Source organism: Amycolatopsis silviterrae, assembly GCF_042684085.1.
Classification (GTDB): domain Bacteria; phylum Actinomycetota; class Actinomycetes; order Mycobacteriales; family Pseudonocardiaceae; genus Amycolatopsis; species Amycolatopsis silviterrae.
In genome coordinates this window covers 122,372-134,413 of sequence record NZ_JBHUKS010000004.1, presented here as the reverse complement: position 1 = coordinate 134,413, position 12,042 = coordinate 122,372, and the positions used below count along the sequence as shown (strand labels likewise).

The 12,042-nt window shown below is 69.7% G+C and carries 11 protein-coding genes; 7 read left to right on the top strand and 4 right to left on the bottom strand.

Translation table 11 applies throughout. The features are described from left to right. Positions 1 to 395 precede the first annotated feature (395 nt). Both ACFSVL_RS04285 and ACFSVL_RS04280 read left to right on the top strand, forming a co-directional pair. A complete protein-coding gene (locus ACFSVL_RS04285) occupies positions 396 to 710 on the top strand; it encodes a hypothetical protein (RefSeq protein WP_378300667.1) in 315 nt (104 codons plus the stop codon). A 190-nt stretch (positions 711 to 900) separates the two neighbouring features. After that, positions 901 to 2,193 carry an amidohydrolase gene (locus ACFSVL_RS04280; protein ID WP_378300665.1) on the top strand — a complete coding sequence of 431 codons (1,293 nt, stop codon included), beginning with the start codon at positions 901 to 903 and terminating at the stop codon, positions 2,191 to 2,193. 601 nt (positions 2,194 to 2,794) lie between these two features. On the opposite strand, the gene ACFSVL_RS04275 is transcribed toward ACFSVL_RS04280, so the two are convergent. After that, the gene (locus ACFSVL_RS04275) at positions 2,795 to 3,247 is read right to left on the bottom strand and encodes a gamma-glutamylcyclotransferase (protein WP_378300663.1); all 453 of its coding nucleotides are present in this window, start codon (positions 3,245 to 3,247) and stop codon (positions 2,795 to 2,797) included. Positions 3,248 to 3,379: 132 nt separating this feature from the next. Between ACFSVL_RS04275 and ACFSVL_RS04270 the strand changes: the two genes are divergently transcribed. From ACFSVL_RS04270 to ACFSVL_RS04255, 4 genes are all read left to right on the top strand, one after another. Then, positions 3,380 to 4,783: an NAD(P)H-quinone dehydrogenase gene (locus ACFSVL_RS04270; protein ID WP_378300661.1), complete on the top strand. Its 1,404-nt coding sequence runs from the start codon at positions 3,380 to 3,382 to the stop codon at positions 4,781 to 4,783. A 78-nt stretch (positions 4,784 to 4,861) separates the two neighbouring features. Beyond that, the gene (locus tag ACFSVL_RS04265) at positions 4,862 to 5,317 is read left to right on the top strand and encodes a hypothetical protein (protein WP_378300659.1); all 456 of its coding nucleotides are present in this window, start codon (positions 4,862 to 4,864) and stop codon (positions 5,315 to 5,317) included. A 194-nt stretch (positions 5,318 to 5,511) separates the two neighbouring features. After that, entirely contained in the window at positions 5,512 to 6,153 is a 642-nt protein-coding gene (locus ACFSVL_RS04260; RefSeq protein ID WP_378300657.1) for a hypothetical protein, read from the top strand. A 57-nt stretch (positions 6,154 to 6,210) separates the two neighbouring features. Next, positions 6,211 to 6,810, top strand: a complete 600-nt coding sequence (locus ACFSVL_RS04255) for a class F sortase (protein ID WP_378300655.1) — start codon at positions 6,211 to 6,213, stop codon at positions 6,808 to 6,810. A 285-nt stretch (positions 6,811 to 7,095) separates the two neighbouring features. Here ACFSVL_RS04255 and glpK read toward each other — a convergent pair whose 3' ends face one another. Together glpK and ACFSVL_RS04245 are read right to left on the bottom strand one after the other, a co-directional pair. Next, the gene (glpK, locus tag ACFSVL_RS04250) at positions 7,096 to 8,604 is read right to left on the bottom strand and encodes a glycerol kinase GlpK (RefSeq protein WP_378300653.1); all 1,509 of its coding nucleotides are present in this window, start codon (positions 8,602 to 8,604) and stop codon (positions 7,096 to 7,098) included. A gap of 22 nt (positions 8,605 to 8,626) precedes the next feature. Then, a complete protein-coding gene (locus ACFSVL_RS04245; protein ID WP_378300651.1) occupies positions 8,627 to 9,376 on the bottom strand; it encodes an MIP/aquaporin family protein in 750 nt (249 codons plus the stop codon). 201 nt (positions 9,377 to 9,577) lie between these two features. Here ACFSVL_RS04245 and ACFSVL_RS04240 point away from each other — a divergent pair, with 201 nt between their 5' ends. Continuing rightward, positions 9,578 to 11,347, top strand: coding sequence for a glycerol-3-phosphate dehydrogenase/oxidase (locus tag ACFSVL_RS04240; protein ID WP_378300649.1), 1,770 nt, complete (start codon positions 9,578 to 9,580; stop codon positions 11,345 to 11,347). A gap of 45 nt (positions 11,348 to 11,392) precedes the next feature. On the opposite strand, the gene ACFSVL_RS04235 is transcribed toward ACFSVL_RS04240, so the two are convergent. Next, complete coding sequence (locus ACFSVL_RS04235; protein ID WP_378300647.1) at positions 11,393 to 11,926, bottom strand: GNAT family N-acetyltransferase; 534 nt, start codon at positions 11,924 to 11,926, stop codon at positions 11,393 to 11,395. Between the last annotated feature and the right edge of the window lie 116 nt (positions 11,927 to 12,042).

Here is a 12,042-nt window from a genome sequence, read left to right as displayed (position 1 = left end):
CGACCGGACCCGCTGGGAGTCGCACTGGCCCTGGCCAGCCTCCTCGTTCTGGGCGGACGAGGCTCAACGGCGCCCACAGCGCCGCCTTAGGTTCCTGGCATTGAAGCTGATTCCCTCAAGGGTCCGACAGTCCCCGCTCTGACCACGCAAGCCCCTTCGACCTGGGGCAGACTTGTCTCAACCGCGCCCATGGCGGAGCCTTGAGTCCCTGGCTTCTTGAACGTTGTCCAAGAAGAAAAACCGCTCAGCGCACAAGTGCCTTTTGACCGTATCCGGGGCTTATTGCGCTCGACGGTCGTCGGCGCGAGGCGAGCGGACCCGCCTCCACCGCGTGGCGGCTGACGCGCTCTCGGTTCGACAGGCAGAATGCACGGTGACGGCGTAGAAGGGAAGTCATGGCGAAGGTGCGGGGACTGCTGCTGGCCGGTCTGCTCGGCGTGCTGCTCACCGGCGTGGCACCGGTGATGGCGTCCGCGGCGACCCCGGCTCCGGCCGTGGCGACGGTGGCCGCTGAGACGGCGATCACGCAGGTGGACGCGGTCCACCAGGCACCTCCCGGACCGGTGCTCGACCCCACGCAGACCGACAAGGCCAATGCCGACAAGACGAAGAAGAACCTCATCGCCGGCGGCGCCGCGGTGGTCTTGCTCGCCATCGTGTTCTTCGGCCGCCGCCACCGCATCAAGCGCCGCAAGGCGCAGGGCGGCTGAGCTTTCCGGCGTTCACCCTGGCCGAACTTCGTCAGCCGTTCGCCGCAGATCCGGTACCGGCCGTCTTGGCCGAACGGCGGCGCACCGCCGCTTGCCACCTGCATGGTGCACGATCGACTCCAATGCGTAAGACAGATCGATCGGCACGTTGCGTGTTCCCCTGCGCTCGTGTTGCGGGAGGAGGTGCGGCGTGACGGTGCTGGACTCACGGCCGGACGTTCCAGGTGACCACGAGGGCAACCCGATCGCGGCGCCCGGCGCGCTGCTGACCGAAGCCGGCGTCAGCATGGCTCCGGTGGAAGACCTTGGCGCGGGCCGCGGCCCGTTCTGGCTGGACGACTGGCTGCGCGCGAACGCGACCGACGTGCTCGCGTGGCGGCGGCACATCCACGCCAACCCCGAGCTGTCGCGGAACGAGTTCGGGACGACCGAGCTGATCGTCTCGCTGCTGCGCCGGGTCGGGCTGAAGCCGTGGGTGCTGCCCGGCGGCACCGGCGTGGTGTGCGACATCGGCAAGGGCGAGCGCTGTGTCGCGCTGCGCGCGGACATCGACGCGCTGCCGCTGACCGAGGACACCGGCCTGCCGTACAGCTCCACCACCGAGGGCGCGGCGCACATGTGCGGCCACGACGCGCACACCGCGATCCTGCTCGGCGCGGGCCGCGCGCTCGCCGGCGCGCCCGAGCTGCCCGGCCGCGTGCGGCTGATCTTCCAGCCCGCCGAGGAGGTCATGCCCGGCGGCGCGCTGGACATGATCGCCGCGGGCGCGCTGGAGGGCGTCGAGCGGATCTACGGCCTGCACTGCGACCCGCGGCTCGAAGCGGGCAAGGTCGGCACCCGGGTCGGCGCGCTGACGTCCGCCGCCGACCTCATCGAACTGCGCCTCACCTCGCCTGGCGGGCACACGTCGCGGCCGCACCTCACCGCGGACCTGGTGTACGCGCTCGGCACGGTCATCACCTCGCTGCCGTCGGTGCTGTCCCGGCGCGTCGACCCGCGGTCCGGCACGGTGCTGGTGTGGGGCGCGGTGCACGCTGGTCAGGCCGCGAACGCGGTCCCGCAGGACGGTGTCCTGCGCGGCACGCTGCGGACGGCCGACCACGAGGTGTGGAAGGCGCTGGAGCCGCTCGTCGCGTCGTCGGTGGAATCGCTGCTGGCCCCGACCGGGGTCGGCTTCTCGCTCGACTACCGGCGCGGTGTTCCGCCCGTCGTGTCCGACGCCGAGTCGACCGCGCTGATGCGTGCCGGCGTCGAGGCGGCGGTCGGCGAAACGGGCCTCGCCGGGACGGAACAGTCGTCCGGCGGCGAGGACTTCGGCTGGTACCTGGAGCACGTCGGCGGGGCCTTCGCCCGGCTCGGCGTGTGGTCCGGCCCGCCCGCCCCACAGGCCGACATCCACCGGCCGACGTTCGTCCTCGACGAGCGCGCGCTGCTCGTCGGAGTGCGCACTTTGGTGCACACCGCGCTGGCTTCACTGGCCTGAGTTATCCACAGGCTTCGCGCCGATGTGGATAACTCAGGCGGGTGAGAGGTACCCCTCGTGCGGGGGTGTCAGCAAGGGGTTACCGGGCGTGGTCTAGACCGCCGGTACGGCCGCTGCGGCCCGCTTACCGAGAGTCATTTCGGACTTTTGTGCTGCCCGGGCCCGGTGGTGGGCCGTTGACCGCCGGTTGCGGATTTCGTGTTGCGCGGCAACGGCTTTCACGGAATCTGCGGCCGTTTGGGGTGCCTCGGTGTCCTGATTTATGCCGTCATCCTCGGTAACTCGCTGCGATTTTTCCTGCACGCGGCGGTGCCGGATGCCCGTGTGGGTGAGCCTCTGCCGTGTGGTATTGGGCGGCTGTCCGGCGAGGCGGCGGAGTATCCAGCCGCCCGGAGTTATCCACAGGGCAGTGCCGTTGGGGACAACTTTCGGCCCTCGCCCAGGCGGGTGTGGATGACTCCGGAAACGAGCGTTCCCGACGGCCGCGGCGAGGTCGGGGCGGCCGGGCTGCCTCGGCTCTCGAACGGCTGAAAGTCCGTGAAGGACTCCTTGCGGGAATCAGATTCCGGCAAGGAGTCCTTCACGGCCAGTTAAGAGAGCGTCAGCCGCTGATCCCGGTGCACGGCCGGGTGCGCAGATCGTCCACGTAGTCCACCGGGGCCCCGGCCGCCTCCGCGGCGTCCGCCAGCACCCCGAGATACCGCGCCGAGGGCAGGCCGCCCTCGTAGGCGTCCAGGACGTAGAGCCAGGCCAGCACCGACCCGTCCATCGTCTGGACCCGCAGCCGGATCTTCGTGTGCATCCCCAGCTCGCCGCCTTCCCAGCGGTCGAGCCGTTCCTCGTCGAGCCCGGTCACGTCGTAGGTCACCACGAACACCCGCGACGACGGGTCCTCGACGATGGTGGCCAGCGCGCCTTCCCACCCGATGTCCTCGCCGCCGAAGGTCAGCCGCCAGCCTTCCAGCCAGCCGGTGCCCGCCATGGGCGAGTGCGGGGCGCGCTCCAGCATCTGGGCGGGCTCCATGTTGGATCCGTAAGCGGCATACAACGGCACGCGGCACAGCCTAGCGACCTATGTCCCGCTCGATCGGATGCACATGCCGTGTCCCGGGCACTTCGCTTGCCGGTCAGGTTCGCCGCGTAGGGTCAGAACCACCGCCAAGCACGCATACCTAGGAGGACCCCGGTGACCAGGATCGTGATCATGGGTGGCGGCCCGGCGGGCTACGAAGCCGCCTTGGTCGCGGCGCAGCACGGCGCCGACGTGACGATCGTCGAACGGGACGGCCTGGGCGGCGCCTGTGTCCTCTACGACTGCGTGCCCTCGAAGACGTTCATCGCCTCGTCCGGCGCGCTGGCGAAAATGCACGACCTCGGCGAACTCGGCATCAACACCGACCTCGCCGACACCACCGTCGACCTGCCGACTGTGCACGGACGGGTGAAAGGTCTCGCGCTCGCGCAGTCGGCCGACATCCGGGCCCGGGTGCAGCGTGAGGGCGTGCGCGTCGTCACCGCCGAAGCCCGGTTCGCCGACGACGAGCCTGGTCTGGCCACCCACACGGTGGAGGTCACGCACGCCGACGGGACGGTCGAATCGCTGTCCGCGGACGTCGTGCTGATCGCCACCGGGGCCACCCCGCGCGTGCTGCCCGGCGCGGTGCCCGACGGCGAGCGGATCCTGGACTGGCGTCAGCTGTACGACCTCACCGAACTGCCCGAGCATCTCGCGGTGATCGGGTCCGGGGTCACCGGGGCCGAGTTCGCGTCCGCGTACACCGAGATGGGCGTGAAGGTCACCGTCGTGTCCAGCCGCGACCGCGTGCTGCCGCACGAGGACGCCGACGCCGCCGCGGTGCTCGAAGAGGTCTTCTCGCAGCGCGGCACCACGGTGGCCAAGCAGGCCCGTGCGGAACGCGTCGAGCGCACGGACAAGGGCGTCGAAGTTCACCTGGCCGACGGTCGCGTGATCGAGGCAAGCCACGCGCTGATGACCGTCGGGTCGATCCCGAACACCGCCGACATCGGCCTCGACCGCGTCGGCATCGAGCCCGGCCCCGGCGGGTTCATCGCGGTGGACCGGGTGTCGCGCACCAGCGTCCCCGGCGTCTACGCGGCGGGCGACTGCACCGGCGTGCTGATGCTCGCGTCCGTGGCGAGCATGCAGGGCCGCATCGCGATGTGGCACGCGCTGGGCGAGGGCGTCGCGCCGATCAAGCTCAAGACCGTCGCGGCGAACGTGTTCACGCATCCGGAGATCGCGACCGTCGGCATCAGCCAGCAGGCGATCGACTCCGGCGAGGTCCCGGCGCGCACGATCATGCTGCCGCTGGCCACCAACGCGCGCGCGAAGATGGAAGGCCTGCGCCGCGGTTTCGTGAAGCTGTTCTGCCGTCCCGCCACCGGCGTGGTGGTCGGCGGCGTGGTGGTCGCGCCGTCGGCGAGCGAGCTGATCCTGCCGATCGCGCTGGCCGTGCAGAACCAGCTGACGGTGGACCACCTGGCGCTCACGTTCTCGGTGTACCCGTCGCTGTCCGGGTCGATCACCGAAGCGGGCCGTCAGCTCATGCGGCACGACGATCTGGACTGATTTTCGCTGTCCGGGCAACCCCGTGCCGCACCCCGCGTCTAGCGGGTTGAAGACGTGTGGCACGGGGAAGGAACGAGGGTGCGCAAGAGCGCGATTTTCGCGGTGGCGGCGGCGATCGGACTGGCCGGGACAGCGGTTCCGGCTTCGGCTTCGGCGGACGGGCCTGCTCCCGATCCGGTGACTGTGCAGCTGAACCAGGACACCGCAGTGCTGCATGGCCAGGTGAACGCCTACCAGCGCGGCTCCGACCCGAACCTGGCGTTCGCCTACTGCCCGGGGGCTAAGGCGGGCACGGCGACGTTCAGCTCGCCGGCGCTCGCGTTCTCTCGGTACTTCTACGGCGAGATGGTCGGAGTGAAGGCCACGATGAGCGCGTACGCGAATCTGGTGCCAGGAACCAAACCCGGCAGCTATCCGCTCACCGTCACGTGCGACGGGAAGCCGCACACCGCGACGTTCACCGTGCCCGCCGCGCAGGTGTCGCGGGTGCCCAAGGGCGCGGCGAAAGCGGGCGACGGCAGCCTCGCCGGCTGAACATCCATGCTTCGAAAACCGCCGGAAATTGTTTCCGGCGGTTTTTTCGTTCCCGAGGCAACCCGGTGCCGGGTGGAGACGTCTTGGTTGTTGTCGGAACGAAAACGCCCGGGCCGCAGGGGGAACTGCCTGCCGGGCGCGGATTCGCCGCCGTTTTCCGCGGCGGGGATCGCATTTTCATCAAGGGGAGTGTCATGAAGCGTACCGTTGTTTTTTCTGCCCTCGTCGCCGCCGGAATGCTTTCGGCCGCGCCGGCTTTCGCGGCGGAAGCGCCCACCGCGCCCACCACGCCGCCGTCGACGAGCACCACCACGCCCGCGCCCTCCACGCCGCCCGCTACTGACGGACCGGACGACCACGCCGGCGTGCCCAAGGCGTTCGTGCGGGTGCTGCCGTCGTCCGGCCGCGCCGGGGACCGGGTCACGGTGCGCGTCGGCTGCGAGGCCTCGGAAATCCACAACCTCAAGTCGGCGGCGCTGCAGTTCGGCAAGCTGCACCCGGTCGGGCCGCAGGACGACCCGTCGAAGGCCCCGATCTCGCAGGGCACCGCGACCGTCCGCGACGGCGTGAAGCCCGGGACGTACCAGGTGGCGTTCTCCTGCGGCAGCGGCGACATCGCCACGAAGTTCACCGTGCTCGGCGCGAAGCCCGCGCCCAAGCCCGCCCCCAAGCAGGTCAGCAAGGTCCCGTCCGGCGCGCCGCAGACCGGCGGCACGGACGGCCCGGTCGCGGACGGCCAGTCGGACCTCGGCCTGCCGATCGCGGCGGGCGCGATGGGCGTGCTCGCCCTCGGCGGCACCGGGCTCGTGGCGGCGCGCCGTCGCCAGCGTGGCTGACTAATCTCCTGGGCCTGGCTGCTTTTCGCGGCCAGGCCCAGGCGGATCGGGGGAAAAATGATCAGGAAGACTTTCGCCGCGGCGGCCGTCGCGCTCGCCGCCCTGCTGGCCGGATGCTCGGCCGGTTCGACGACCTCGACGGCTTCGGCCCCGGCGGCCGCCGCCAGCGTCCCGTCCGCTCCGGCGGCCGCCCTGCCGAAATCGGAACCGGTCTCGCTGGACATTCCGAGTATCGACGCGCATTCCAGTCTGGTTCCGCTCGGCCTCAACGCCGACAATTCCGTGCAGGTCCCGCCGGTCAGCACGCCGATGCAGGCCGGGTGGTACGAAAACGGCCCGACTCCCGGCGAAACCGGCCCCGCGGTCGTGCTCGGACATGTGGACGGAAACAAGCACAAAGGAATCTTCTACCGGCTCAAGGAAATGAATCCGGGAGACACGGTGAACATCGCCCGCCGCGACGGCACCACCGCGCGCTTCGAGGTGACCAAAGTGGACCAGGTGCCCAAGGACGTCTTCCCGAGCGACGCCGTCTACGGGGACACTTCGGACCCGCAACTGCGCTTGATCACCTGCGGCGGCGCCTTCGACCGGGCCGAGCACAGCTACGTGGACAACATCATCGTGTACGCCCACCTGGTCAGCGGCGGCCACTGAACAAGCGGTCTCCGGTTCTGGCCCAGAAGCCAATGCCAGGGACCTAAGCCGGGTGGCCTCAGCCTGGCGGCCATCCATAAAGGACGCCCAGTTCCCGCCGCCCGCGTCGGCCCCGACGCAAGCCAAAGGTCCGCCAGCGGCTTCGGCCTGGGCGGATGCGTCTCAGCCGCACCCATAACGCCGCCTTGAGTCCCTGGCATTGGGCCCAGAAGTCCGTGAGGGGAACCCTGGGGGAATCAGATTCCCCCAGGGTTCCCCTCACGGACCATCAGCCGGGCGCGGCGATCAGTCCTCCACCCAGTCGAACGTCTTCGTCACGGCCTTCTTCCAGTTCCGGTATTCCTTCTCCCGCCGGGACTCGTCCATGGCCGGGTCCCACTGCTTGTCCTTGGCCCAGTTCGTCCGGATGTCGTCCTCCGACTCCCAGAACCCGACCGCCAGCCCGGCCGCGTACGCCGCGCCCAGCGCGGTCGTTTCGTTCACCACCGGGCGGATCACCGGCACGCCGAGGATGTCCGCCTGGAACTGCATCAGCAGCTCGTTCACGACCATCCCGCCGTCGACCTTCAGCGACTTCAGCGGGACACCCGAGTCCGCGTTCATCGCGTCGATCACCTCGCGCGACTGGAACGCCGTCGCCTCCAGCACCGCCCGCGAGATGTGGCCCTTGTTCACGAACCGGGTCAGGCCGACGATCGCGCCGCGCGCGTCGGAGCGCCAGTACGGGGCGAACAGGCCCGAGAACGCTGGCACGAAGTACGCGCCGCCGTTGTCGTCGACCGTCCGGGCGAATTCCTCGATCTGGGCCGCCGACGAAATCAACCCCAGGTTGTCGCGCAGCCACTGCACCAGCGAGCCAGTGACCGCGACCGAACCCTCCAGCGCGTACACCGTGTCGTTCAAGCCGATCTTGTAGCAGACCGTCGTCAGCAGGCCGTTCTCCGACAGGACCTTCTCCGTGCCGGTGTTGAGCAGCACGAAGTTGCCGGTGCCGTAAGTGTTCTTGGCCTCGCCCGGCGAGAGGCACGCCTGGCCGAACGTCGCCGCCTGCTGGTCGCCGAGGATGCCCGCGATCGGCACCTCGGCGAGGGCTCCGCGCGGGCGGACCTTGCCGTACACCTCCGACGACGACCGGATCTCCGGCAGCATCGACAGCGGAATCCCCATTTCCGCCGCGATGTCCTCGTCCCACTTCAGAGTGTCGAGGTCCATCAGCAGCGTGCGCGACGCGTTCGTCGGGTCGGTCACGTGCACGCCGCCGTCGGTGCCGCCGGTCATGTTCCACAGCACCCAGGTGTCCATGTTGCCGAACACCAGGTCGCCCGCCTCGGCCCTGGCCCGCGCGCCCTCGACGTTGTCGAGGATCCACTTGATCTTCGGGCCGGAGAAATACGTCGCGAGCGGGAGGCCGGTCTTCGAGCGGTAGCGCTCCTGGCCGCCGCCGAGCGCGCCCAGTTCGCCGGCGATCTTGTCGGTGCGGGTGTCCTGCCAGACAATCGCGTTGTACACCGGCTTTCCGGTGTTGCGGTCCCACACGACCGCGGTCTCGCGCTGGTTGGTGATGCCCACCGCGACGATGTCGGTCGGCCGCAGGTCGGCCTTGGCGAGCGCGCCCGCCGCGACCGCGCGGGTGTTTTCCCAGATCTCCTCGGCGTTGTGCTCGACCCAGCCCGCCTTCGGGAAGATCTGCTCGTGCTCGCGCTGGTCGACCGCGACCACGCGGCCGGAGTGGTCGAAGATCATGCAGCGCGTCGACGTGGTGCCCTGGTCGATCGCGGCGACGTACGAAGTCATGGATTCCCTCCGGAAAGCTGGATCAGGTCAGGTTGTGCACGGCGAGGTACACCAGCGCCGCCAGCGCGCCGCCGATGAGCGGCCCGGCGACCGGCACCCACGAGTAGTTCCAGTCTGGATCGCGCTTGCCCTTGATCGGCAGCAGGAATGCGTACGCGATGCGCGGGCCGAGGTCGCGGGCCGGGTTGATGGCGTAGCCGGTGGGCCCGCCGAGTGAAATGCCGATGACCAGCACGACGAACGACACCCCGGCGTAGCCGAGCGCGGTGTTGCCGAAGTCCGGCGAGCCGTCCGCGGTGGCCTTGAACGCGGGGGTCAGCAGGATCCAGCCGACGAGCACGAAGGTGCCGATGATCTCGGTCACCAGGTTCCACGCCTTGTTCCGGATCTGCGGGGCGGTGGAGAAAATGCCGAGCGTCTCCTCCGGATTCGGGTGGTCGTCGAACTGCAGCTTGTAGGTCAGCCAGCACAGCACGGCGCCGAGAATCGCGCCGAGCATTTCCCCGATGAAGTAGAACGGCACGTCCGCCCACGAGACCTTGCCCGAAATGGCGAGACCGAGGGTGACCGCCGGGTTGAGGTGCGCGCCGGTCGGCGCGGCGAGGCTGGCCCCGGCGAACACGCCGAAAGCCCACCCGAAAGTGATGAACAGAGTTCCCGCTTGATGGCCGTTGTTCTTTCGCAGCACGACGTTGGCCACCACGCCGTTGCCCAGCAAGATGAGCACCGCTGTGCCCAGCAGCTCCCAGACGATGATCGCACCCGGACTCATGCTCTCCGCACCTCCACACTGGACAGTCTGTGCAGGGCCGATCACGTCCGGCCACAGCCCCGTAGCCGACCCCAGTCCGCGGCACGTTACCGGTGCGTACGCGCGCAATCCAGAAGCCGGGCGAAGCAATGTGACCATGATCGTCATGGGTTCCGCCACACGTGTCACCTCGGGGTCAGCAGACGCTCACGCAAGCGTGCGATGCTGGAGAAGGTGGAGCACGAGGAGGAACGAGTGGTGACGAATCCGCGCAGCGGCAGCGACCCGGCCCAGCTGGGTCCGGCGGGCCGGGAGGAATCCTGGCGGCGCTTCGGCGACGAGACCTTCGACCTGGTCGTGATCGGCGGCGGCGTCGTCGGCGCGGGCACGGCGCTCGACGCGGCGACCCGCGGCCTGCGGGTGGCTCTCGTCGAGGCCCGCGACCTGGCGTCCGGCACGTCGAGCCGGTCGAGCAAGCTCTTCCACGGCGGCCTGCGATATCTGGAGCAGCTCGAGTTCGGGCTGGTGCGCGAAGCGCTGCACGAGCGCGAGCTGATGCTCACGAAGATCGCGCCGCACCTGGTGAAACCGGTGAGCTTCCTGTACCCGCTGACGCACCGCGTCTGGGAGCGCCCGTACACCGCCGCCGGCTTGCTGATGTACGACACGATGGGCGGGGCCCGGTCGGTGCCGGGCCAGAAACATCTCACCCGCGCGGGTGCCCTCCGAATGGTCCCCGCGCTCAAGCGGTCCGCGCTCATCGGCGGCATCCGGTATTACGACGCGCAGGCGGACGACGCCCGGCACACGATGACCGTCGCGCGCACCGCCGCGCACTACGGCGCGGTGGTCCGGACCTCCACCCAGGTCGTCGGCTTCCTGCGCGAGGCGGACCGGATTTCCGGCGTGCGCGTGCGCGACGTCGAGGACGGCCGGGAGACCGAGATCCACGCCGGCGCGGTGGTCAACTGCACCGGGGTGTGGACCGACGAGCTGCAGCGGCTGTCCGGCGGCCGCGGCCGGTTCCGCGTGCGCGCCAGCAAGGGCGTGCACATCGTGGTCCCGCGCGACCGGATCGTGTCGGAATCGGGGATGATCCTGCGCACCGAGAAATCGGTGCTGTTCGTGATCCCGTGGCGCAACCACTGGATCGTCGGCACCACCGACACCGACTGGAACCTCGACCTCGCGCATCCGGCGGCCACCAAGCACGACATCGACTACCTGCTCGAACACGTGAACTCGGTCCTCGCGACGCCGCTTACGCACGACGACATCGAAGGCGTGTACGCGGGTCTGCGGCCGCTGCTGGCCGGCGAGAGCGAAGAGACGTCGAAGCTGTCGCGCGAGCACGCGGTAGCGCGGGTCGCGCCGGGCCTGGTCGCGATCGCGGGCGGCAAGTACACGACGTACCGGGTGATGGCGGCCGACGCCGTCGACGCCGCGGTGGTCGACCTGCCGGGCCGTCCGCCGTCGTCCATCACCGACAAGGTCCCGCTGGTCGGCGCGGACGGGTACCACGCGCTGGTGAACCAGGCGGACCACCTGGCCGCCGAGCACGGCCTGCACCCGTACCGCGTGCGGCACCTGCTGGACCGCTACGGCTCGCTGGTGCACGAGGTGCTCGCGCTCGCGGCGGACCGGCCGGAGCTGCTCAAGCCGATCGAGTCCGCGCCGGATTACCTCGGCGTGGAGGTCGTGTACGCGGCCAGCCACGAGGGTGCGCTGCACCTGGAGGACGTCCTCGCGCGGCGCACGCGGATCTCGATCGAGTACGCGCACCGCGGCATCGACTGCGCCGAGCAGGTCGCCCAGCTGGTGGGCGGCGTGCTGGGCTGGTCGGAGGACACGGCCAAGCGCGAGGTCGAGGTCTACCGGGCGCGGGTCGAGGCGGAGCGCGATTCGCAGCTGCAGCCGACCGACGAGTCGGCGGACGCGTTGCGCGCGGCGGCTCCGGAGGCCCGGGCCGGGCTGATCGAGCCGGTCAGCTGAGACAGCCTCGTGAGTGTCTATCGCGGTTCTAACCGGGATAGACACTCACGAGGGCTTGAGCACCCACCTAATCAGCCTTTCCCCGCTAGGCGAGGGCCGCTCTTCGGGACCCACCCGGGTGAACCCCGCCCTCCGCGCCACCACCTCGGACGCGGTGTTGCTTTCGTCGTGCCGGTAGGCGATCTCGTGCAGCCTGAGGCGGGCGAACCCGAACTGGATGGCGGCCGAAAGCGCTACTGCCGCAATGCCTTTGCCCCGTTCGGCCGGATGCGTCCACACCGACGCCTCGGCGGTGCCGAAGTCTAGGTCCAGATCACGCAGCCCGACCTCGCCGAGCAGCCGTCCGGTCGCCGGGTCGGCCACCGCCCACGAGCAGCGTTCGTCGCACGCCCATTGCGCGGCGCGCAGCGTCACGTATTCGGTGGCCTCGTCGGGGGTGCGCAGCCGGTAATTCAGGACGTACCGCCGATGTCGCGGGTCCGCGAACGCCTCCATCAGCGCGGGCCGGTCGTCGACATGCCGGTCCGCGCGCAACTGACGCAGGTAGTACGCGCCCGCGTTGATGTCCACGGGTTCCACAACTTGAGCCTAACCGTCCGAAGGCGTGCAGCGGCTGCGTGCCGTGTCACGGAACACCGGCGCAAGGTGAAAAACTCTTGCCGTTTTGGGCAGTGCTCGGGAAAAACCCGTCGCGG